This is a genomic window from Dyella jiangningensis (assembly GCF_003264855.1).
Taxonomy (GTDB): Bacteria; Pseudomonadota; Gammaproteobacteria; order Xanthomonadales; family Rhodanobacteraceae; genus Dyella; species Dyella jiangningensis_C.
The window spans coordinates 335799-359040 of record NZ_NFZS01000001.1 but is presented as its reverse complement, the minus strand read 5'-3'; the positions used below and the strand labels follow the sequence as shown (position 1 = coordinate 359040).

Here is a 23242-nt window from a genome sequence, read left to right as displayed (position 1 = left end):
GCCACACAGGGGATTCAGCGAAGGCTCGTGCCGCTTCGCGGCACATCGCTTCGCGAAGCCTGCGGCCCCGTTGTAGGAGCGCACCCAGTGCGCGACCGCGCACTGGCATGGTTGCCTCTATTCGCGATTGTCGCGATGGTGCAAGACGAGGTACGTCGTAACACTGCGGTCGCGCACTGGGTGCGCTCCTACAGAGGTAAGCAAGGTGTTCGCGAGCACCTGCCCCTCACCCCAGCTTTCTCCCCGGAGGGGAGAGGGGATTGGGTGCGACAACTCCTAGATTCCCGCGCCGGCCAGCGAAGCTGCTTTAAGCCCTCTTCGCTACGGCGCGTTGCGGTGTAGCCGCTTCGTTCGAGGTAGTAACGAGCGGACCAAGGCTGTCCCCGGCCCTCCGACGCTTCTATCCCACGTACTAAGAGCCTTGGCTCTAAAAGGCCATTTTCTTTGGGTTACTTTTGACGCGAAGCTAATCCCGTGGGACTTTGACTCCGGGCGTTCCGCCCTACGCCCTTCCTCGCTCCTCAAAGCCGGCGCCATCCATGGCGCCTCCCCGCGTGCGAGCCGGCTTCGCCGTTCGCACGCCAAGAGCGCGTGCGTGGGCCAGCAAAAGAAAAGTGACTCGAGCGTCCCACGAGAATAGCTTCCCGGCATCCCACTGGGACTAGCTTCGCGTCGCCGGCAGGAGATCGAAACGCCCGCTGCGTCCCACAGGGACTCCCTTCGGTCGTAAGCGGCAACCTAGCGGCAGCACAGCAACCGAAGGCCATAGCGACTAAGCAAAACCGAAAACATGTAGACCGGCGCGAAAGGCTGTCGCGCACAAGGTGCGCTCCTACAAAAGAGCTGCGGAAGCCGATCGACTGAAGTACGAGCGATCGCAACCCGAAAAAACACCACCAGCAATATTGCATCGCAACAATCCACGCACATCCACCGCCCCAAAACCACCCACAGCTCACGTCACACAACAACCCCAACCATTGCGCGCCTGCATCATCCTCCCGTCATTCAACAAAACCTCGACATCCCTCCCCCTCTAGTGCATACGTATTCACTTCGAAGCTAGGCGACTGCCAGCGCAGAATCGCCGGACTTTCATGGGGAGAGGCGATGAATCTCAATACGACTGACAAGCCGGGCAATGCGGTCGAGGATCTCGGCCAGCACGCCACGGCGCGCGTGGTCCTGATCGCTGCCGCTGCAGCGCTTGGTGGTTTCCTGTTCGGTTTCGATACCGCAGTGATCAACGGCGCGGTCGACGCGGTGCGCGGCAATTTCGGGCTGGGTGCGGGACAGATCGGCTTTGCCGTGTCGTGCGCACTGCTCGGTTCGGCGGTGGGCGCGTGGTACGCGGGTCCGCTGGCGGACCGCTTCGGTCGCGTGCGCAGCATGCAGGTCGCGGCATTGTTCCTCGCACTCAGCGCGCTCGGCTCGGGCCTGGTGTCCGGCGTGGCGAGCCTGGTGTTCTGGCGTCTCGTTGGCGGCATCGGCGTCGGCATGGCTTCGGTGATCGCGCCGACCTATATCGCGGAAGTCTCGCCCGCCGCCGTGCGCGGGCGCCTGGGTTCGCTGCAGCAGCTCGCCATCGTGCTCGGCATCTTCGCGGCGCTGCTCAGCGATGCATGGCTGGCCGGTTCCGCCGGCGGCGCGGCGCATCCCTTGTGGCTGGGCTTGGCTGCATGGCGCTGGATGTTCCTGGTCGCCGTGGTGCCGGCGCTGATCTACGGATCGCTGGTGCTCGGCGTGCCGGAATCGCCGCGCCATCTCGTGGCGAAGGGTCGCCTCGCCGAAGCGCATGACGTGCTGCGGCGCGTACTGGACATGCGCAACGAGGCCGCGCTCAACGCCAAGGTGAAGGACATCCAGGACAGCCTGCAATCGGAGTACCGTCCTCGCCTGCGCGACCTGCGGGGTCCGCGCTTCGGCCTGTTGCCGGTGGTGTGGATCGGCATCCTGCTGTCGGTGTTCCAGCAGTTCGTCGGCATCAACGTCATCTTCTACTACTCGTCCACCTTATGGCATTCGGTGGGCTTCAGCGAAGCCGATTCGTTCTCGATCACCGTGGCGACCTCGGTGGTGAACGTGCTGGTGACGCTGGTGGCGATCGCGCTGGTGGACCGCATCGGCCGCAAGCCATTGCTCATCATCGGCTCGGCCGGCATGACCGTCACGCTCGCCGCCATGGCCTGGTGCTTCTCGCAGGCCACTGGCAGCGGCGCCACGCTGAGCCTGCCCTCGCCATGGAACATGGTGGCGCTGGTTTCGGCCAACGCCTATGTCGTGTTCTTCGGCCTGAGCTGGGGCCCGATGGTGTGGGTGCTGCTGGGCGAGATGTTCCCCAACCGCATCCGTGCGATCGCACTGGCCGTGGCCGCCGCCGCGCAGTGGATCGCCAACTTCATCATCACCAGCAGCTTCCCGGCGCTGGCCGAAGTGGGCCTGAGCTTCGCCTACGGCCTGTATGCGGCGTTCGCGCTGATTTCGCTGATCTTCGTGGCCAAGGCCGTGCGCGAGACCAAGGGCATGGAGCTGGAACAGATGCAGGGCTGAGGTTTTCATGCGCCATGAACGCGTAGATGCGATCATGGCGCATGACTGATTTCCGCACGCTCCCGCTCAAGCCCGCGCTGCTCGCCAGCGTGGAGACCCTCGGTTACACCGAGATGACCCCGGTGCAGGCCCAGAGCCTGCCGCCCATGCTGGAGGGCCGCGACGTGATCGCGCAGGCCCGCACCGGCAGCGGCAAGACCGCCGCTTTTGGCCTGAGCCTGCTGCAAAGCCTGGACGTATCCACCATCCGGCTGCAGGCGCTGGTGCTGTGCCCTACGCGCGAACTGGCCGACCAGGTCAGCAAGTCGATCCGCAAGCTGGCGGCCAATATCCCCAACGTGAAGCTGCTCACCTTGTGCGGCGGCATGCCCCTGGGGCCGCAGCTCGCGTCGCTCACGCACGATCCGCACATCGTGGTCGGCACGCCGGGACGCGTGCAGGAGCATCTCAAGCGCGGCAGCCTGCACGGCGGCGGCATCAAGGTGCTGGTGCTCGACGAGGCGGATCGCATGCTCGACATGGGGTTCAGCGAGGCGATCGACGATATCGTCGGGCGCATTGCCAAGCATCATCAGACACTGCTGTTCTCGGCGACGTATGCCGAAGAGATCCGCCAGGTAAGCAAGCGCCTGCAGCGTGAGCCGGTGGAGGTGACGGTGGAAGCACCGCACGAGGAGTCCACCATCGAGCAGCGCTTCCACGAGGTGGAACCGGCACAGAAGATCGACGCGTTGGCGCAGCTGCTGGGCAAGGAGCACGCGCAGCACGCACTGGTGTTCTGCAACATGCGCAAGGACGTGGATGCCGTGGCGGACGAGTTGGACAAGCGCGGCTTCTCCGCGTTGGCGCTGCACGGCGACATGGAGCAGCGCGATCGTGATGAGGTGCTGGTGCAGTTCGCCAACCGCAGCTGCTCGATCCTGGTCGCCACCGATGTCGCCGCGCGCGGCCTGGATATCGCCGGCCTGCCGCTGGTGGTGAGCTACGACATCGCCCACGATCCGGACACGCACACGCATCGTGTGGGTCGCACCGGTCGCGCGGGCGAAGCCGGCCTCGCGATCACGCTGGTGACACCACGCGAGCGCCCCAAGGCGCTCAATATCGAAGACCAGCTCGGCCAGCCGCTGCCTTGGCACTCGCTGAAGGTGGCGCCGCCGCGCGGCAAGCAGCTCAATCTTGCGCCGATGCGCACGCTGGTGATCGACGCCGGTCGCCAGGACAAGCTGCGCCCCGGCGACATCCTCGGCGCGCTCACCGGCGATGCGGGCCTCGACGCCAAGGACATCGGCAAGATCGACGTATTCGCCACCCGTGCGTATGTCGCGATCCGGCGGGATCTTGCGAACAAGGCGCTGGAGCGCCTGCGTGCCGGCAAGATCAAGGGACGCAATTTCCGCGTGCGCACGCTGCATTGAGCGGCGTGTACCATCCGCGTTCCACCCTGAGGAGTCCCCGGATGATCCGCTGGCTTGCCTGCGCCGCCACACTCGGTGCACTCGTGGTTGCCCTGCCCGTGCAGGCAGCGACGCCGGTGTACGGCTATCGCGTGGTGCATACCTATCCGCACGACGTCTCGGCCTACACCGAAGGCCTCTTCTACAAGGACGGCTATCTCTACGAGAGCACGGGCGAAGCCGGCGAATCGACGGTGCGCAAGGTCGAGCTGGAAAGCGGCAAGGTGGTGCAGCGCCACGACCTGCCGGCGCAGTATTTCGGCGAAGGCATCGTGGACTGGGGCCCGCACATCGTGCAGCTGACCTGGAAGGATCAGCTGGGCTTCGTCTATGACACGCGGACGTTCGCGCAGAAGCGTACCTTCTACTACAGCGGCGAAGGCTGGGCGCTCACGCGCAATGACAAGCAGATCTACATGAGCAACGGCTCATCGAAACTGCAGATCCTCGATCCCGAGACCTTGGCGGTGGTGGACACCATCAACGTCACCGACAACGGTCAGCCCGTGCTCAACCTCAACGAGCTGGAATGGGTGAAGGGCGAGATTTACGCCAACGTGTGGATGACCGATCGCATTGCCCGCATCGACCCGGCCACCGGCCATGTCAAGGGCTGGATCGACCTCACCGGCCTGTTCGATATCGGCAAGCTGCCCGACCCGACCAACGACGTGCTCAACGGCATCGCCTACGACGCCCAGCACGACCGTCTGTTCGTGACTGGCAAGCGGTGGCCCAAGCTGTTCGAGATCACCTTGGTGCCGCCCGGCCACTAGGCTGCCCACCCCTGCCATTCGGCATGGGGCGTGCCTGGCGGGCGGCGCTAAAGTCGGCTGTCGACTTACCGGAGAATCCGATGCGCCTCGCTCCCTTGCTGCTCCCGCTGGCACTCAGCCTCGCCGTGTCCACCGCCTTTGCCGACGAGGCACCGGTACAGCCGCGATTTCAACCGTCGCTGCTGGCGCTGTCCACGCAGCCCAGCGAAACGGAGCTGCACGCGACCATCGAGGAGCTGGTCGGCTTTGGTACGCGCCATACGCTGTCGGACACCAAGTCGGACAAGCGCGGGATCGGCGCCGCACGGCGCTGGGTGAAGTCGCGCTTCGAGCAGATCGCCAAGGAATGCGGCGGCTGCATCGAGGTCGTCACGCCCTCGCAGGCGTTCACCGGCAAGCGTATTCCGCAGCCGACCGAAGTGATGGACGTGGTGGCGATCAAGCGCGGCAAGACCGATCCCAAGCGCGTGATCGTGATGACCGGCCACCTCGATTCGCGCGTCACCGACGTGATGAATTCCACCAGCGATGCGCCGGGCGCCAACGACGACGCCTCGGGCGTCGCCGCGCTGATGGAAGCGGCGCGCATCCTTTCCAGGCAGGACAACGACGCCACCTTGGTGTTCGCCGCGCTGTCGGGTGAGGAGCAAGGCCTGTACGGCGGCAAGGTGCTGGCCGATTACGCCGTCGCGCAGGGCTGGCAGGTGCAGGCCGATCTCAACAACGACATCGTGGGCAACAGCCAGGGCCAGAACGGCGTACGCGACAACCTCACGGTGCGCGTGTTCTCCGAAGGCACCAAGAGCAACGAGACGCCCGAACAGGCGAAGTTCCGCGCCTATCACGGCGGCGAGGTGGACTCGCCCTCGCGCAACGTCGCCCGCTACATGGAACGCATCGCCTCGGACTACCTGCCCGACTTCCGCGTGCACATGGTCTATCGCACCGACCGCTACAGCCGCGGCGGCGACCAGGTGCCGTTCCTCGAAGCCGGTTATCCGGCCGTGCGCGTGAGCGAGGGCCACGAGGATTACACGCGCCAGCACCAGGATCTGCGCACCGAGAAGGGCATCAAATACGGCGACACCATCGACGGCGTCGACTTCCGCTATCTCGCCCGCGTCACCGCACTCAACACCGTCACCATGGCCGCGATGAGCCGCGCGCCTGCGCCGCCCAGCGGCGTGATCACCGAAGGCGCGCTCGCCACCGACTCCACCGTGCACTGGAAGAAGGTGCCGGGCGCCGCCGGTTACGTGGTGCACTGGCGCGACACCACCGCACCGCAGTGGCAGTACAGCCGCGTGGTGGGCGATGTGGACCAGGCCGTGATCAAGGACGTGGTGATCGACGACTGGTTCTTCGGCGTCTCCGCCGTCTCGGCCGAGGGTTACGAAAGCCCGGTGGTGTTCCCGGGCGACGCCGGCAGTTTCGAGCGCTCGCCTGCGCCCAAGTCACCCTGAGCGCACTAGACTCGGTTATCGCCGCAGCGCGCCGCGCGTCGTAAGATCGTGCGGCCGCTGCGCCATGGGGGGAGCCGCGGCCGCATCGGTCGATGCGTATCCATGGACGATACCGGGGGAATGCTCGATGCTTCGCAAGACGCTCGTGCCAGCGCTGCTGCTGGCTGCCTTGATGTGCGCCTCGCCCGCCAGGGCCGAGGAATCCGGCCAGATGACGGCCGAGCAGTTCGTCGCCACACTGCACCCACTCACCGGCAAGGTGAACCTTCCGGGCGCGCAAGCCACGCTCGACATCGCCGACGGCTACAGCTTCCTGCCCGCGGCCGATGCGCAGCGCGTGCTCAGCGAGCTGTGGAACAACCCGCCCGACCACGACGTGCTGGGCATGATCCTGCCCAGCACGGACGCGCATGCCGTGCTTGAAGACAAGAACTGGGCGGTGGTGGTGACCTTCGTCGACGAGGGCTACGTCACCGACGAGGATGCCGCCAAGATCGACTACAGCGACATGTTGAAAGACATGCAGAAGGCCACGAAGGACGACAACGAAGACCGGGTCAAGGAAGGCTATCCGGCGATCGAACTGATGGGTTGGGCCGAGCCGCCGCATTACGACACGGCCAGCCACAAGCTCTACTGGGCGCAGGACCTCGTGTTCAAGAAGTCCGACGGCTCGCATGAAAGCCGCACGCTCAACTATGCTATCCGCGTGCTGGGCCGCAAGGGCTATCTCTCGCTCAATGCGGTAGCGCCCATTGAAGAGCTGGCCCAGGTACGCGCAGACATGCCACAAGTGGTGGAGATGGCCGAGTTCGACGCCGGCCAGCGCTACACCGACTACAACCCGACCACCGACAAGGCCGCCGCCTATGGCATCGCCGCCTTGGTCGCGGGCGGCATCGCGGCGAAGGCCGGCTTGTTCGCCAAGCTCGGTGTGCTGTTGCTGGCATTCAAGAAGTTCATCGTGCTGGGCGTCGCCGCCGTCGGTGGCGTGTTCGCCAAGCTGTTCAAGCGCAAGCAGGCCTGACGCACCGAACGTGGCAGCGCCATGCCGGCGCTGCCACGTCCCACGCAGGCAGTCGTTCCGGTCACCGCTTCGAGGGCAGTCCGATGGCTCTTCCCGATTCGCCGTATCGCCGCACCGACCGCATTCCGCCCACCTGGGACGGCACGCTGCCCCTGGACCTGCCGGGCCAGCACCCGCCGCCGCTGCCCAAGCAGCCACGCACGAACTACCTGCTCGCGCACTGGCACGGCGAACTTTCGCTGGCGCAGTCGTACTGGTGCAACAGCGTGCTGGTGGGTCTGGGCATGAACCTGGTGCAGTCCGCGCTGCTGGCCTGGCTCAACCAGGCGCACCTCTCACTTACGCACCTGCTCATCGTGGTGGCCAGCTTTGCCGTGGCCCGACTGGCCGTGTCGGTCTGGCAGGTGGTCGGCACGCTGCGTGCGGCCGCTTTGAGCGGCAGCCGCTGGGCCATCGTGGTGAATATCCTGATGGTGCTGGGCATCCTCGCCACCATCGGCAGCCTGCCCACCGAGTGGGCGGCGCTGCAGAAGATTGCCGCCGGTGCCTCGGAGCAGCGGCGCTTCAGCCGGTACACGATCGCACCTGACGCGGACGGCCAGGCGATCCTGGCCAAGGGCACCATCGGCGTCGACTATGCCGATGCGGTCGCCGATGCTTTCAAGAGCCATCCATCGATCCATCGCCTGGTGCTCGACAGCGTGGGTGGCGACGTGGACAACGGCATGCAGTTGCACGACTTCCTCGCATCACGTCCCGACATCACGGTGGAGGTGGACCATCTTTGCGCCAGCGCCTGCACGCTCGCCTTCATCGGCGGCAGCCAGCGCATCGCATCGACGCATTCGTCGTTCGGTTTCCACCAGATGCGCTCGATGATCGACAGCCACGCCTCGCAGGCTTACGTCGGCGAACTGCAGGAGAAGTACAAGACGCTGCTGACCCAACGGGGCGCCTCGCAGGATTTCATCCGCCTGGCCTTCGCCAAGCAGGGGGACGAGGTGTATTCGCCCCGCGCCGACGAGCTGTTCGCCAATCACATCATCACCGGCCTGCGCATGGACGGTCACGTGCTGACGGCCGAACAGTGGCGGCAGGAACAGTTCCTGTATGGCCTGCACATGCACGCGCATAGCCGCCGCATCGGTGATGCCATGGCGCTGATCCGCCAGCAATGGCCGCCCATCTACGACGCCTGGGTCCGACGCAACCTGCGCCTGCTGGATACGCCCGAGAACGCCGAGACCGATCGCGCCTACGGCACCTCGATGTGGACCGCGCTGCACGAGGCAAGACGCGCCGCGATGCGCACGGTCACCGCGGACCACGTGCGTGCCTATGCCACCGCGCGACGCGACCTGCTGCAGTTGATCAGCCAACGCCTGTCGCCGGATGCCTGCGGGCGCTACCTCGATGGCATCGGCTTCGATGCGGGCAAGCAGGCGGACGCGATCTTCATGGCCAATGGCGAAAGCTACGCGAACCTTCTGGCCTACAACGATCCGAAGCGCAGCATCATGGTGGACTGGTCGCTCGGGGCACGCGAGCTGTCGCAGGCACGCAGCGCCGCCGCCAGATCGGTACCGTTGCGCCCGGGCGCGGACTTCCATGCGCAATCGTGCCGGCAGCAGGTTGCCTTGCTCGACGGCCTGCTGGCCTTGCCGCCGCTGGGCAGCGACATGGCCTTGCGCAGCCTGTTCTCGCAGCTCCAGTGATGGAGTCAGCCGGCGTCGATGCGCACGCCAAGCGCCATCAGCCGCCGCAATCCATCATCGCTGGGTTGCAGTGCACGGCTGCCGCGGCGACGGCGCAGCCAACCCGCCTCCAGCATGGCATCGGTAAGCGACACGCCGAGCGGCCCGCCCACGTGCATGCGCCGCTCGGTCCAGTCGAGGCAACTGCGACCCTGCAGCGGCAACAAGGCCTGCGCCGACGATGGCTGCAAGCCGGTGGAGACCAGGGCCGCTGCGCCGGATTCGCGCAGTCGCAGGCCTTCACCGGTCATGTGCAGGTAGTCGTTCGACAGCATCGCATCGCATAGTCCAACGCCCAGTCGCCCGGCGAGATGCCGATAGCACGTGCGCGCCAGTCGCAGTGCGCGATCGCCGCCCGCCGGCGCGGGCAGCGCCGGACGCGTGCGTGGCAACGCCAGCGCTTCGAGCAAGGCGGACACATCCTCGCCGGCCAGCCGGTAATAGCGATGGCGGCCCTGCACATGCACGGCCAGCAGGCCGCCTTCGAGCAAACGCTTGAGATGCGCGCTCGCCGTGGCGGCGCCTACGCCGGCGGCCTGCGCCAGCTCGCCCGCGGGACGCGCGGTGCCATCGATCAGTGCCAGCAGCATGGCCGCGCGGGCAGGCTCGGCGAGCAAGGCGCCGATCTCCGCAAGCTGGTAGCGACTGGGTGCCGTGGTATCGCCCATGCCTGGCAGTCTAACGCCGCCCGTCCACGGATATTTCGTTGCGCAGCGAAACCTCGACGAGTGCCGCGCTGCACACTGCCGGCATGGACAGCTACCGCACACCCGACACGCGCATCATCCATCCGTCGATCCTCTACTTCGGCACGCCGGTCGTACTCATCACCACGCGCAATCCGGACGGCTCGACCAACATCACACCGATGTCATCCGCCTGGGCGCTTGCCGATCGCGTGGTGATCGGTCTCACCGGTGGCGGACAGGGCCTGGCCAACCTGCAACGCGAGCGCGAGTGCGTGCTGAATCTCGCGGCCGAAGATCAACAGGAGGCGGTGGAACGATTGGCGCCGACCACCGGCTGCGATCCGGTGCCTGCATGGAAACGCGCCGTGGGCTATCGCCACGAAGCGGACAAGTTCGCCGTGGCGGGCCTGCACACGGCGCCGTCGTCGACGGTGAACGCGCCACGCATCGCCGAATGCCCGCTGCAACTGGAAGCGCGCCTGCTGCTCGCCGTGCAGCGACCGCTGGACGCGTGGCGCGATGGTGCCGGCGGCTATGTCATGGCCGAGCTGGAAGTGCTGCACGTGCACGCACATGACGACGTGGTGGTGCCTGGCACGCAGCACATCGATCCGCGGCGCTACCAGCCCCTGTTTTACCTTTTCCGGCACTACGTGGGCCGCGGCCACGCGCTGGGCAAGACGTTCAAGGCGGAGGTCTGACGCGCGAATGTCGCGTGCGGCGGGCGGGTGCTAGCATCGTCGTCTTCCTGCTCGGCGGACCACACGCATGCGTATCCTGGTCACAGGTAGTTCCGGCCACCTCGGTGAAGCACTGGCGCGCACGCTGCGCGACCTGGGCCATGAGGTGATCGGCCTGGATATCGTCGAGGGACCACTCACCACCCGGCTCGGCTCCGTCGCCCATCGCGCGACGGTGAAGCGTTGCATGGCAGGCGTGCGCCACGTGTTCCATCCGGCCACGCTGCACAAGCCGCACGTGGCCACGCACAGCCGGCAGGATTTCATCGACGTGAACCTCACCGGCACGCTCAACCTGCTGGAAGAGTCGGTGAGCGCCGGCGTCGAGTCCTTCGTCTACACCAGCACCACCAGCGTGTTCGGCGATGCGCTGGTGCCGCCGGCAGGCGAGCCGGCCGCGTGGATCACCGAAGACGTCGCACCGATACCGAAGAACATCTATGGCGTGACCAAGGCGGCGGCGGAAGACCTGTGCCAGTTGTTCCAGCGCAACCAGGGCCTGGCGTGCATGGTGTTGCGCACCTCGCGCTTCTTTCCCGAAGAGGACGACGATCGCAACGCGCGCGCGAGCTACGCCGACGACAACCTCAAGGTGAACGAATACCTGCATCGGCGCGTGGATATCGAAGACGTGGTGAGCGCGCACCTGCTGGCGGCGCGGCACGCCACCACGCTGGGCTTCCGCCGCTACATCATCAGCGCCACCTCGCCGCTGCAACCGGAGGACATGGTCGCGCTGCGCGCCAGTGCGCCGCTGGTCGTGCAGCGGCGCGTACCCGCGTATGCAGCGCTCTATGCGCGGCTGGGCTGGAAGATGGCGCCGGGCATCGATCGCGTCTACGTGAACGCCCGGGCGCGCGAGGAACTCGGCTGGCAGCCGCGTTACGACTTCAGCAGCCTGATCGAACGCCTGCAGAACGGCGAAGACTTCCGCAGCCCGATGGCGCGGCTCGTCGGCGCCAAGGGTTATCACGCCGAAGTCTTCGCCGAAGGCCCCTACCCCGTCGAGTAACCGCTTCACCGCATCAAGGACGCTTCGATGAAGATTCCCGCGCTGCCGTTCACCGTGACGAACTGGGACCAGCTGTCGCCCACGCAACACCCGGGCGAAACCGGCGAAGCGCTCTGGCGCAGCTTCACCGTCGGCGACCTGCGCGTGCGCCTGGTGGAATACAGCCCCGGCTACCTGGCCGATCACTGGTGCGATCGCGGCCACGTACTCTACGTGCTGGAAGGCGAGCTGCATTCGGAACTGAAGGACGGCCGACGCTTCGTGCTCACCCCGGGCATGAGCTACCAGGTGTCCGACTTCGGCGATGCCGCGCATCGCTCCTACACGCCCACCGGTGCCCGGCTCTTCATCGTCGACTGACGTCCGCGGCCTGCTGAAGGGCCATGCCGCACCCGGCACGCCACCGGATACATCGATGTCGAAATCGCCCCGGCCCGTTCGTCATTCAGATGAGCGCGGCCGGAACGGCCCGCGAAACCCACTGTTCAGGAGCCGACGATGACCGCTTTGCCCCCTTTCACCCGGCACGCCGCACTCGCCACGCTGGCCATGGCCTCCGCCCTTGGACCGGTGCATGCCGGCCCGGCCACCTACACCATCGACCCGATGCACACCTATCCCAGCTTCGAGGCTGACCACTTCGGTGGCCTGTCGACGTGGCGCGGCAAGTTCGACAAGACCCAGGGCAGGATCACGCTGGACAAGACCGCCGGCACCGGCAGCGTGGATATCACCGTGGATACGTCCAGCGCGGACTTCGGGCTGGACAAGATGAACGAAGCCGCGCGCGGACCGGAGCTGTTCGACGTCGCGAAATATCCCAAGGCCACGTACAAGGGCAAGCTCACCGGTTTCGTCAACGGCGCACCCACCAAGGTGTCCGGCGAACTGACCCTGCATGGCGTCACGCGTCCGCTCGAACTCACCATCAACTCGTTCAAGTGCATGCCGCACCCGATGTTCAAGCGCGAGTTCTGCGGCGCCGACGCCTACGCCACGTTCAAGCGCGACGACTTCGGCATGGACAGCGGCAAGGCCTATGGCTTCAAGATGGACGTGGTGCTGCGCATCCAGGTCGAGGCATTGATCGACGACGCGACGGCGAAGGACAAGGTCGCGCTGGTGCAACCGCAACGCTGATCCGCAGGCACGAGGTCCATCATGTCACTCACGCTCTACATGCATCCGCTCGCCTCGTTCTGCCACAAGGCGCTGATCGCGCTGTACGAGAACGACACGCCGTTCACCGCGCACCTGGTCGATCTCGCTGACCCGGAGGCGCGCGACGCGTTCTACGCGCTGTGGCCGATGGGTCGCTTTCCGCTGCTTCGCGACGACGCCCGCGATTGCCTGGTGCCCGAATCCACCATCATCATCGAGTACCTCGCGCAGCACTATCCCGGCAAGGTATCGCTGGTTCCGGAAGACGCCGATCTCGCACGCGAAGTCCGCCTGCGCGATCGCTTCTTCGACCTGTATGTCAACGAGATGATGCAGAAGGTGGTCACCGATCGCCTGCGTCCTGCCGGTGCGCACGACCACTACGGCGTAAGCGCCGCGCGCGACAAGCTTCTTGCGGCGTATGACGTGCTGGAGAAGGACATGGCCCACCGCACCTGGGCCGTTGGCGACAGCTACACCATGGCCGATTGCGCGGCGTCGCCGGCGCTGTTCTACGCCAATCTGGTGATCCCGCTGGAAGACGCCCATCCGCATACGGCCGCCTATCTGCTGCGACTGATGCAACGGCCGTCGTTCGCCCGCGTGCTGCGCGAAGCCCAACCCTACATGCACATGGTGCCCAAGGAACAAGCCGACGCATGACGCGTTCGGCTTCCCCACTGTCAAGGAGTCTGATCATGCTTACCGTACTCGTCATCGTCCTGCTCGCCATCGCCGCCCTGGTCGGTGTGGCCGCCACGCGTCCGGACCAGTTCCGCGTCGAACGTTCCGCCACCATCCAGGCATCACCGGAACGCATCTTTCCCCTGATCAATGATTTCCATCGCTGGCAGGCATGGTCGCCCTATGAGCGCAAGGACCCCGCCATGGAGCGCAGTTACGAAGGGCCCAAGGCCGGCGAAGGCGCGATCTACGGCTGGAACGGCAACAAGGACATCGGCAGCGGGCGCATGCAGATCACCGAGTCCGTGCCGTCCTCGCGCATCGAAATCAGGCTGGAATTCTTCGCGCCGTTCAAGGCCACCAACACCGCGGAGTTCGTGCTCGAGCCGCGCGGCGAAGGCACGCAGGTGACCTGGGCCATGCATGGCTGCTCCAGCTTCATCCACAAGCTGATGGGTCTGGTGTTCAACATGGACAAGCTGGTCGGCAAGGATTTCGAGCAAGGCCTGGGTCATCTGCGCAGCCTTTCCGAAGACCGCGCCACCGCGTGAACGCCGTTCTTCACCGCGCGGCTTTCGCCTGACTGACGATAGGCCGTGCGGCTTGGCGATCCGGTCTGCCCGCAGCTGAATGGAGTCGCGCGGGCATTCGTCAATGCCGTCAACGGCGGTCGTGATCCCTCGTTCTCCGCACCGAGCCCGCTGTGGCTCGCAGGGGCAACACCGAAGAGAAGCCGTAGCGACGATGCATGAGCGTTGCGCCGCAGCCGATCACCCACCGACCCAAGGGATCACCCGCCATGAAGAAGACGACGTCGCGTTTCAGCCTGATCGCCATCACCCTGGTCGCTGCGTGCGCGAGCGCCGGCGCCATGGCGCAATCCACCTCGCCGGAGAATATCCCCGGCCACCCGCGCGTGAACGAAGTGAACCAGCGCCTGGAAAACCAGCAGGACCGCGTGCAGGCCGGCGTCGCCGACGGCCAGCTCAACGCCAGGCAGGCCACTCGCGACGAGAAGCAGGACGCCAACATCGCCGCCCGCGAGAGCCGCGATGAAGCCGAGCATGGCGGCCACCTCACCAGGCAGGAACAGAAGAACCTCAACAAGTCGCTGAACAAGGACAGCAAGCGCATCCACAAGCAGCGCGACGCCGGCTGAGCCTCGAACCCGACGACCGCAACGGCCCGGTACATCCGGGCCGTTGTGCCTGGGCCGGAAATACAACTTCCAGCACTGGCAACGACCCGCCACCGTGCGAGCATCCCCCTCACCTCAAACACGGTGGAGGGCTTATGGTCAGCAGGATCCTGGCGGTCGCTTGCGTGAGTGCGTTGGTGTTCGGCGCGGCCCATGCCGCCGACACGGCGACAGCCAAGCCGCAGTACGGCACGTGGGGTTTCGATCGGGCCGGTACCGACACCGCGACGAAACCGGGCGATGACTTCTTCCGTTACGCCAACGGCACCTGGCTGGACCACACGCCCATCCCGCCCGACAAGCCTGCCGTCAGCCTGCGACTGGCAATGACCGACCTCACCGAGCAGCGCCTGCACGGGCTGATGGAAGCCGCGGCGCAAAGCCACGCGTCGTCGGGCACGCTCGAAGGCAAGGTCGGCGCCTTCTACCAGTCGTTCATGGATGAAGCGCATATCGATGCGCTCGGCGCCAAGCCCATCGCGCCGCAGCTCGACGCCGTGCGCAAGGCCACCACGCGCGAGGCGCAGGCCGCGTTGATGGGGCGCACCAACACCGATTTCGACGGTGCGCTGTTCAACCTCGTGTTCGATGTGGACCTGAAGGACAACTCGCGCTACGCGGTTTATGTCACGCAGGCGGGCCTGGGCCTGCCCGACCGCGACTACTACCTCAAGCCTGAATTCGCCAAGGAAAAAGCGGCCTACCAGGCCTACGTCGCCAAGCTGCTGACGCTGGCGGGATGGCCGCAACCCGATGCCGCCGCCAAGGGCGTGGTGGCCTTCGAAACCGCCATTGCCGAGGCCAGCTGGGACAAGGTCGCGCAGCGCGATCCTGTCGCCATGTACAACCCGATGAGCGTGGAGGACCTGCAGAAACTGGCACCCGGTTTTGCGTGGCACGACTACCTCGCGTCGGCACAGCTCGGCGATCTCAAGCACATCGTGGTGGCGGAGAAGACCGCATTCCCGAAGCTCACCGCGGTCTATGCGAAGACACCGGTCGCCACCATCCAGGCCTGGCAGGCCGCGCGCATCGCGGACAACGCTGCCTATTACCTCTCCAAGCCGTTCCAGGACGCGTACTTCGAGATGCATGACAAAACGCTGTCGGGACAACAGCAACAGGAAGTGCGCTGGAAGCGCGCGGTGCATGCCGTGTCCGGCGGCGATTGCGGCGTGGGCGACCGCCTCTCGTGCTTCGGCAATCTCGGCTGGGGCGTGGGCGAGCTCTACACGGCCAAGTATTTCCCGGCGTCGTCCAAGGCGAAGATCGAAGAACTAGTGACCAACCTCAAGGCGGCTTACCGCGTCCGCATCGAGAAACTCGACTGGATGGGGCCCAAGACGCGCGAGGAAGCACTGCGCAAGCTCGACACCTACACCATCAAGGTCGGTTACCCGGACCATCCGCGTGACTATGCGAACGTGAGCACGAGCAGCGACGACCTGGTGGGCAACGTGCTGCACGCCGCCAAGGCGGACTGGACGTTCTACGTGAACCGATTCAACGGCGCGGTGGATCGCAGCGACTGGTCGATGACGCCGCAAACCAACGACGCCTACAACGGTTCGCTGCGCGACATCGTGTTTCCCGCGGCCATCCTGCAGCCGCCGATCTTCGACCCGAACGCTGATCCGGCCATCAACTACGGCGCCATCGGCGGCGTGATCGGTCATGAGCTCACGCACGGCTTCGACGACCAGGGCCGCAAGATCGATGCCGACGGCAACCTGCGCGACTGGTGGACCGCCGACGATGCCAAGGCCTTCGACGAGCGTGCGAAGAAGCTCGGCGCGCAATACGACGCCTTCCAGCCACTGACGGGCGTGCACATCAACGGCAACCTCACCATGGGCGAAAACATCGCCGATCTCGGCGGCCTCACGTTGGCCCTCGATGCCTATCACGCCTCGCTGCACGGCAAGCCAGCACCGGTGATCGACGGCCTCACCGGCGACCAGCGCGTCTTCCTCGGCTGGGCACAGGCATGGCGTGGCAAGCTCACCGACGACGCCATCCGCCGCCAGGTCACCAGCGATCCCCACTCGCCACGCAAGTTCCGCGTGAACGGACCGGTGCGCAATATGGATGCGTGGTATCAGGCGTTTGGGGTGGAACAGGGCCAGAAACTCTATCTGTCTCCGCAAGAACGCGTACGCATCTGGTGACACCATGGGCACGCCGGTCGCGGGCCGGCGTGCCCATCGCTACACTCTGCCGACATCTCAGGGAGGACGTCATGAAACAGGGAATACGCGCGTTCGTCGCCGCATGCATCGTGTCCACAGGCTGCCACGCGTATGCGGCGGACACTGTTGGGCAGGCGGAAGCCAGCATGCTGGTCACCGGAACCATGACCATCAAGGCCGACGGTAGCGTGGAGAGTTATGCGCTCGATCATGCCGAGAAGTTGCCGCCTGAAGTGGGTGCGGTCGTCCAGCGCAGCGTGCCGACTTGGAAATTCACGCTTGCCAAGCCCGCTGAGGCACCTCTGAGAGAGTCCATGAGCCTGCGTATCGTTGCGCGCGCGATCGACAAGGATCGCGCGACCGTGCGCATTGCTGGCGCCAGTTTCGGCAAGAACGCCGGGGCTCCGGAAGAAGACCTGCAGCCGCTCAATCGCACCAGCCCGGTCTATCCGCGCAAAGCGATCGATCAGCGCGTGTCCGCCGCTGTGTACCTGATGGTAAAGGTGAGTCGCGATGGCAAAGTCGCTGATGCCATGGCCGAACAGGTCAATCTGCTCACTTACACCGACCCGTCCGAACGCGAGCGCCTGCGCAAGCTCTTCGCCAGCTCGGCGCTCACCACGGCGCGTGGGTGGACCTGGCAGGTCCCGAGCCGCGGCGAACATGCGAACGATCCTTATTGGCTGGTCCGCGTGCCCATCAAATACAAGATCTTCCAAGGCATCCGCCCGGGCTCCATGGACCCGCCTTATGGCCAATGGGAAGTCTATTTGCCGGGCGAGAGGCAGGCAGCTCCCTGGGCCTCCACCGATGCGGCGATGCCGGGTGCGGTCGATACCGTTGCGGACGATCGGGTGCAGCCGCTGATCGGCGAAGTACGTCTGCTTACGCCGCTGGGCGAAGGCTAGAGATCACCGATGGTCCGTGAGTGCATCGGAGATGCGCTCGCGACCAAGCAAGCCCACCACCATCGGCGTCGTCATCATCGTAGTGACGATCGCCATCACCAGCAGGATGGTGAACATCGCCGGCGTGATCACGCCGGCGTCGAGGCCGACCTTGATGACGATGAGTTCCATCATGCCGCGCGCGTTCATCAGCGAGCCGATCGCGAGGCTGTCGCGCCAGCCTTGACCTGAGATGCGCGCACCGGCCGTACCGCCGATGAGCTTGCCGAGGATCGACACGGCGAGCACGAGTGCCAGCGCGAGGCCGGCATCCGCGTTCAACAGCTGCGCGGTGGTGCTCAGCCCCGCGAGTACGAAGAACACCGGCACCAGCGTCGCGAGGGTGACGTGCTCCACGCGTTCGATCAGGCCCTGCAACAGCCGGTCGTCGCGTGGCAGGCACAAGCCGAACAGGAATGCGCCGAACACGGCATGCAGGCCCAGCCATTCGGTGATCGCCGCGCAACCGATCGCGCCGGCCGGCAGGAACGCGAGCACCACGCCATTCGCATGACCGTCGGGCGCATGCCGCGCGAGCAGCCACGCGCATGACGGGCGCAACACCAACCAGGCCGCGCCCAGCAGCAGCACCAGCCCGCCGACGGTCCGCCAGAACGGCAGCCAGTCACCGTGCGCGCTGATCAACGCCACCACCAGGGCCAGCGCCACCCAGGCCAGCACGTCGACCACGGCGGCAGCGGCAATGCCCAGGCGGCCGGGAAGACTGTCGGAGAGTCCACGCTGCTTCACGATGCGCGCCATCACCGGCAGCGCCGTGATCGCACACGCCGTGGCGATGAACATCGCAAACGGCCCGTACGCCATGCCGGCAGGTGCGTAGCCGCGGAACAGCCAGGGTGAAACCCCGAGGGCGAGCAAGGCCGGCAGCACGAAGGCCAGTCCGCCGATCCACATCGCCGGCCGCAGCAGGCGGCTGCCCGTCGGCACGCGCAGCTCGGCGCCGATGACCGTCATGAACAACACCAGGCCCAGCGTGCTCAGGCTCTGCAGGGCGACGAGGCTATCAGCAGGAAACAGGCTCGCCTGCCACGACGGCGCCAGCGCCCCGAACAACAGTGGACCCAGCGCCAGCCCCGCCAGCATCTCTCCCACGACGGCCGGTTGGCCCAGCCAGCGCAGCAGCCAGGCCATCAACCGCGAAGCCACGATGATCACCAGCAATTGGACGAGCAACAGCGGATGCCCCATCGACCCATCCCTTCCCCCGCAAGACGAGCAGGCAGCTTGCCCGGCGGCGAAACCTGCCGCAACGCCGCCCCCGGGCATGACCGCCGGGCCATCGGGCCCATCCGTTCCGCGCAGCGCCTGCCCAACATTCCTTGCGTGCGATAAGCCGCGCGGCCGCCTCGTCTTTTTCCAGTTATCCACGCCCCATCCACAAGTTATTGGGTTGACCCGCCCCTGTCGGCCCGATATGTTGTGCCCCGTCGGTGCCACTCTCAGACTTGATGTCGGACTGGCTTAATAGGGAATCCGGTGGAAATCCGGGACTGCCCCGCAGCGGTAAACGGAAACGAAAGCCAACAACGCACTGGCCCTCAGCGGCTGGGAAGCGGGAGCGAGTAGGCCGGGTCGCAAGACCCTCGTCCGTGAGTCCGAAGACCTGCCGACAGCCGTGGCCAATGCACCACGGTGAGTAGTGGCGGCTTCCGCGGGGAAGCGCGTCGATGCGCGGGGCGCTGCCCTGCCGCTCGGCCGTCCGTGAAGTTCCACTGCTCCTTTCCTTTCAGCCCTGCGCGCGGGAGCAGGCGGTTGATTGACCAAGCTTGGAGCGAAGTCGCCATGCAACCTATCGATACCACCGGCCGCGAACGTGAAGACGAGCGCGCCGACGCCCCCGCTTTCCCCACTGACAGCGTCGTGGCCGAGGCACCGCGCACGGATACCCCGTTCGCGCTGACCCCACCGCACAACCCGGGCCAGATGCGCGTGACCAAGCGCAACGGCCGCCAGGAAACGGTGGACGTGAACAAGATCGTCCGCGCCGTGACCCGCAGCAGCGAAGGCCTGCATGCGGTCGATCCGCTGCGCGTGGCGCTCAAGACCATCGGCGGCCTGTACGACGGCGCCACCACGCAGGAACTGGACGAGCTGTCCATCCGCACCGCCGCCGCGCTCACCGCGGAAGAACCCGAATACGGCCAGCTCGCCGCGCGCCTGCTGGGCGCATACATCGACAAGGAAGTGAGCGGCCAGGAGATCCAGAGCTTCTCGCAGTCGATCGCGCGCGGCGCGGAACTGGGCATCGTCAACGACCGCCTGCGCGATTTCGTCTCGGCCAACGCGCGCAAGCTCAACGACGCGATCGATCCGCTGGCCACGCGCCGCTTCGAATACTTCGGCCTGCGCACGGTGTACGACCGCTACCTGCTGCGCCATCCGCAGCGGCGCTTGGTGATCGAGACGCCGCAGCACTTCTTCATGCGCATCGCCTGCGCGCTGGGCGGCAACGAGATCGGCGAGACGCTGGAGCTGTATCGCCTGCTGTCCTCGCTGGAATACATCGCCAGCTCGCCGACGCTGTTCAATTCGGGCACCGCGCACGAGCAGTTGAGCTCGTGCTTCCTGCTCGACTCGCCGGCCGATTCGCTGGAATCGATCTACGAAAAGTACGGCGACGTCGCCAAGCTCAGCAAGTTCGCCGGCGGCATCGGCCTGGCCTATTCGCGCGTGCGTTCGCGCGGTTCGCTGATCAAGGGCACCAACGGCCACTCCAACGGCCTGGTGCCGTGGCTGAAGACGCTGGACGCCTCGGTCGCCGCCGTGAACCAGGGCGGCAAGCGCAAGGGCGCGGCCTGCGTATACCTGGAGCCGTGGCACGGCGACATCGAGGAATTCCTTGAGCTGCGCGACAACACCGGTGACGACGCACGTCGCACGCACAACCTCAACCTCGCCAACTGGATTCCCGACGAATTCATGCGCCGCGTGGAAACGGACGGCGAGTGGTCGCTGTTCGATCCCAAGGTGGTGCCGCACTTCGTGGACAGCTGGGGCGAGACGTTCGACAAGGCGTATCGCGACGCGGAAGCTGCCGGTCTTGCGGTGAAGAAGGTGAAGGCGCGCGAGCTGTATGCGCGCATGCTGCGCACGCTGGCGCAGACCGGCAACGGCTGGATGACCTTCAAGGATCGCAGCAACGCCACCAGCAACCAGACCGCGAAGGCGGAAAACGTCATCCATCTGTCGAACCTGTGCACCGAGATCCTGGAAGTCACCAACGCCCAGGAAACGGCGGTGTGCAACCTGGGCTCGGTGAACCTGTCGCGCCACGTGGTGGACGGCCGCTTCGATTTCGACAAGCTCGCCGCCACGGTGCGTACCGCCGTTCGCCAGCTCGATCGCGTGATCGATCTCAACTTCTATCCGATCGACACCGCGAAGGTCGCCAACCACAAGTGGCGTCCGGTGGGCCTGGGCGTGATGGGCCTGCAGGACGTGTTCTTCAAGCTGCGCCTGCCGTTCGATTCGGCCGAAGCGCTGGCGCTGTCGACGCGCATCGCCGAGGAGATCTACTTCAACGCGCTGTCGCAGTCGAACGAACTGGCGATGGAACACGGCCCGCACCCGGGCTTTGCCGAAAGCCGCGCCGCCAACGGCGAGCTGCAGTTCGACTACTGGCCGAACGCCAAGCCGAACGACCCGGCCCGCTGGGACGCGCTGCGCGAATCGATCAAGGCCAAGGGCCTGCGCAACTCGCTGCTGATCGCCATTGCGCCGACCGCGACCATCGCCTCGATCGCCGGCTGCTACGAGTGCATCGAACCGCAGGTGAGCAACCTGTTCAAGCGCGAAACGCTGTCAGGCGACTTCCTGGTGGTCAACCGCTACCTGGTGGAGGAGCTGAAGACGCTGGGTCTGTGGACGGCGGAGATCCGCGACGCGATCAAGCTGGCGGAAGGTTCGATCCAGGGCATCACGGCGATTCCGGAGCGCCTGCGCAGCATCTATCGCACCGTGTGGGAACTGCCGCAGAAGGCCTTGATCGATCTCGGCGCCGCACGCGGTGCGTACATCGACCAGAGCCAGTCGCTGAACCTGTTCATGGAAAATCCGAACATCGGCCAGCTGAGCTCGATGTACATGTACGCGTGGAAATCCGGCATCAAGACCACGTATTACCTGCGTTCTCGCCCGGCCACCAGGATCGCCAAGACCACGGTGTCCGCTGCTCCGACCGCGAAACCGGTACCGGCCGCCGACCAGGAACAGGCCACCGCCGCGGTGTTCTGTTCGCTGGAGAATCCGGAATACTGCGAGGCCTGCCAGTAATCGTCGTGCCATGAAGCGCTACCGCAACCGCAGCGGGAAATCCGGCGTCGCCAGCTACGAAGCTGGCGACGGCTTCATCCGGGTGCGCTTCGTGAACGATGGCACTTACGAATACACCGACGCCAAGACCGGGCGCATGCACGTGCGCAACATGCAACAACTCGCTGCCGCTGGTCTTGGTCTTTCCACCTATATCAGTCGCTTCGTGCGCGACCGCTACGCGCGCAAGCTCGATTGAGCGTCGCTGGCGCCTTCAAGGAATTCCTCATGTCCCACATCCTCGATCCCGGTTTCGAACTCACGCTGCGCCCCATGCGCTACCCCGAGTTCTACGAGATGTACCGCAACGCCATCAAGAACACCTGGACGGTGGACGAGGTGGACTTCTCGCTGGACGTCACCGACCTGCGCTCGAAGATGAGCGAAGCCGATCGTCACCTGATCCATCGCCTGGTCGCGTTCTTTGCCACCGGCGACACCATCGTGGCGAACAACCTGGTGCTCAACCTGTACCAGCACATCAATGCGCCCGAGGCGCGCATGTATCTTTCGCGCCAGCTGTACGAAGAAGCGCTGCACGTGCAGTTCTACCTCACCTTGCTGGACACCTATATTCCCGATCCGACCGAGCGCAACAAGGCGTTTTCGGCGATCGAGAACATTCCCTCCATCCGCCAGAAGGGCGAGTTCTGCTTCAAGTGGATCGACTCGCTGCAGGAACTGAAGAAGCTGGAAACGCGCGAACACCGCCGCCAGTTCCTGCTCAACCTGATCTGCTTCGCCGCCTGCATCGAAGGCCTGTTTTTCTTCGCCGCGTTCGCCTACGTGTACTTCCTGCGTTCGCGCGGCCTGCTGCACGGCCTGGCCTCAGGGACCAACTGGGTGTTCCGCGACGAGAGCTGCCACATGGCGTTCGCCTTCGACGTGGTGCGCACCGTGCGTGCGGAAGAGCCCGACCTGTTCGATGATGCCATGCGCGTGCAGATCGAAGAGATGCTGGAAGACGCCATCGCCTGCGAAACGCAGTTCGCCGAGGACGTGCTCTCTGGCGGCGTGGCCGGCCTGTCGGTGAAGGACATGCGCCAGTACCTGGAATACTGCGCCGACCAGCGCCTGGCCCAGCTCGACCTGCCCAAGAAGTACGGCGCGAAGAACCCGTTCGACTTCATGGACCTGCAGGACGTGCAGGAAGTGACCAACTTCTTCGAGCGTCGCGTGTCGGCCTACCAGGTCGGCGTGCAGGGCGAAGTCGCGTTCGACATGGCGTTCTGACCCCCGTGCGCCGCGATGCCATCGGCACGC

20 protein-coding genes and 1 riboswitch are annotated in these 23242 nt (G+C 65.6%); of the genes, 18 read left to right on the top strand and 2 right to left on the bottom strand.

Annotated features, from left to right (window positions below; translation table 11 throughout):
• The first annotated feature begins 1110 nt into the window (after positions 1–1110).
• The 6 genes from CA260_RS01525 to CA260_RS01500 all read left to right on the top strand — a co-directional run bounded on the left by CA260_RS01525 (position 1111) and on the right by CA260_RS01500 (position 8988).
• Entirely contained in the window at positions 1111–2550 is a 1440-nt protein-coding gene (locus CA260_RS01525) for a sugar porter family MFS transporter (RefSeq protein WP_111980704.1), read from the top strand.
• Between the two features lie 41 nt (positions 2551–2591).
• Positions 2592–3968 carry an ATP-dependent RNA helicase DbpA gene (dbpA, locus tag CA260_RS01520; RefSeq protein ID WP_111982952.1) on the top strand — a complete coding sequence of 459 codons (1377 nt, stop codon included), beginning with the start codon at positions 2592–2594 and terminating at the stop codon, positions 3966–3968.
• Positions 3969–4009: 41 nt separating this feature from the next.
• Positions 4010–4783, top strand: coding sequence for a glutaminyl-peptide cyclotransferase (locus CA260_RS01515; RefSeq protein WP_111980703.1), 774 nt, complete (start codon positions 4010–4012; stop codon positions 4781–4783).
• An 80-nt stretch (positions 4784–4863) separates the two neighbouring features.
• Positions 4864–6246, top strand: a complete 1383-nt coding sequence (locus CA260_RS01510; protein WP_111980702.1) for a M20/M25/M40 family metallo-hydrolase — start codon at positions 4864–4866, stop codon at positions 6244–6246.
• A gap of 127 nt (positions 6247–6373) precedes the next feature.
• Positions 6374–7273, top strand: a complete 900-nt coding sequence (locus tag CA260_RS01505) for a DUF2167 domain-containing protein (protein ID WP_111980701.1) — start codon at positions 6374–6376, stop codon at positions 7271–7273.
• A gap of 83 nt (positions 7274–7356) precedes the next feature.
• Complete coding sequence (locus CA260_RS01500; RefSeq protein WP_111980700.1) at positions 7357–8988, top strand: ATP-dependent Clp protease proteolytic subunit; 1632 nt, start codon at positions 7357–7359, stop codon at positions 8986–8988.
• A gap of 5 nt (positions 8989–8993) precedes the next feature.
• On the opposite strand, the gene CA260_RS01495 is transcribed toward CA260_RS01500, so the two are convergent.
• Positions 8994–9695 carry an ArsR/SmtB family transcription factor gene (locus tag CA260_RS01495; protein WP_111980699.1) on the bottom strand — a complete coding sequence of 234 codons (702 nt, stop codon included), beginning with the start codon at positions 9693–9695 and terminating at the stop codon, positions 8994–8996.
• 38 nt (positions 9696–9733) lie between these two features.
• On the opposite strand from CA260_RS01495, the gene CA260_RS01490 reads away from it, so the two are divergent.
• The 9 genes from CA260_RS01490 to CA260_RS01450 all read left to right on the top strand — a co-directional run bounded on the left by CA260_RS01490 (position 9734) and on the right by CA260_RS01450 (position 17608).
• Positions 9734–10417: a flavin reductase family protein gene (locus CA260_RS01490; protein ID WP_338065707.1), complete on the top strand. Its 684-nt coding sequence runs from the start codon at positions 9734–9736 to the stop codon at positions 10415–10417.
• Positions 10418–10484: 67 nt separating this feature from the next.
• On the top strand, positions 10485–11468 hold the full coding sequence (locus CA260_RS01485) for an NAD-dependent epimerase/dehydratase family protein (RefSeq protein WP_111980698.1): 984 nt from the start codon (positions 10485–10487) through the stop codon (positions 11466–11468).
• Positions 11469–11495: 27 nt separating this feature from the next.
• Positions 11496–11828, top strand: a complete 333-nt coding sequence (locus CA260_RS01480) for a DHCW motif cupin fold protein (protein WP_111980697.1) — start codon at positions 11496–11498, stop codon at positions 11826–11828.
• Positions 11829–11966: 138 nt separating this feature from the next.
• Complete coding sequence (locus CA260_RS01475) at positions 11967–12608, top strand: YceI family protein (protein ID WP_111980696.1); 642 nt, start codon at positions 11967–11969, stop codon at positions 12606–12608.
• A 21-nt stretch (positions 12609–12629) separates the two neighbouring features.
• Positions 12630–13292 (top strand): glutathione S-transferase family protein, encoded by a 663-nt coding sequence (locus tag CA260_RS01470; RefSeq protein WP_111980695.1) that lies wholly within the window; start codon positions 12630–12632, stop codon positions 13290–13292.
• A 35-nt stretch (positions 13293–13327) separates the two neighbouring features.
• Positions 13328–13864: an SRPBCC family protein gene (locus CA260_RS01465; RefSeq protein ID WP_172461692.1), complete on the top strand. Its 537-nt coding sequence runs from the start codon at positions 13328–13330 to the stop codon at positions 13862–13864.
• Positions 13865–14112: 248 nt separating this feature from the next.
• Entirely contained in the window at positions 14113–14472 is a 360-nt protein-coding gene (locus tag CA260_RS01460; RefSeq protein WP_111980694.1) for a hypothetical protein, read from the top strand.
• Between the two features lie 134 nt (positions 14473–14606).
• Positions 14607–16679 (top strand): M13 family metallopeptidase, encoded by a 2073-nt coding sequence (locus CA260_RS01455; RefSeq protein WP_111980693.1) that lies wholly within the window; start codon positions 14607–14609, stop codon positions 16677–16679.
• A gap of 167 nt (positions 16680–16846) precedes the next feature.
• A complete protein-coding gene (locus CA260_RS01450; RefSeq protein ID WP_111980692.1) occupies positions 16847–17608 on the top strand; it encodes an energy transducer TonB in 762 nt (253 codons plus the stop codon).
• A 3-nt stretch (positions 17609–17611) separates the two neighbouring features.
• Here CA260_RS01450 and CA260_RS01445 read toward each other — a convergent pair whose 3' ends face one another.
• Positions 17612–18856 carry a cation:proton antiporter gene (locus CA260_RS01445; RefSeq protein WP_111980691.1) on the bottom strand — a complete coding sequence of 415 codons (1245 nt, stop codon included), beginning with the start codon at positions 18854–18856 and terminating at the stop codon, positions 17612–17614.
• A gap of 223 nt (positions 18857–19079) precedes the next feature.
• Positions 19080–19293, top strand: a riboswitch (cobalamin riboswitch).
• 157 nt (positions 19294–19450) lie between these two features.
• Between CA260_RS01445 and CA260_RS01440 the strand changes: the two genes are divergently transcribed.
• The 3 genes from CA260_RS01440 to CA260_RS01430 are packed head-to-tail and all read left to right on the top strand — an operon-like array spanning position 19451 to position 23212.
• The gene (locus tag CA260_RS01440; protein ID WP_111980690.1) at positions 19451–21940 is read left to right on the top strand and encodes a ribonucleoside-diphosphate reductase subunit alpha; all 2490 of its coding nucleotides are present in this window, start codon (positions 19451–19453) and stop codon (positions 21938–21940) included.
• A 10-nt stretch (positions 21941–21950) separates the two neighbouring features.
• Positions 21951–22178 carry a hypothetical protein gene (locus tag CA260_RS01435; protein ID WP_111980689.1) on the top strand — a complete coding sequence of 76 codons (228 nt, stop codon included), beginning with the start codon at positions 21951–21953 and terminating at the stop codon, positions 22176–22178.
• A 29-nt stretch (positions 22179–22207) separates the two neighbouring features.
• Complete coding sequence (locus tag CA260_RS01430; protein WP_111980688.1) at positions 22208–23212, top strand: ribonucleotide-diphosphate reductase subunit beta; 1005 nt, start codon at positions 22208–22210, stop codon at positions 23210–23212.
• The last annotated feature ends 30 nt before the right edge of the window (positions 23213–23242 follow it).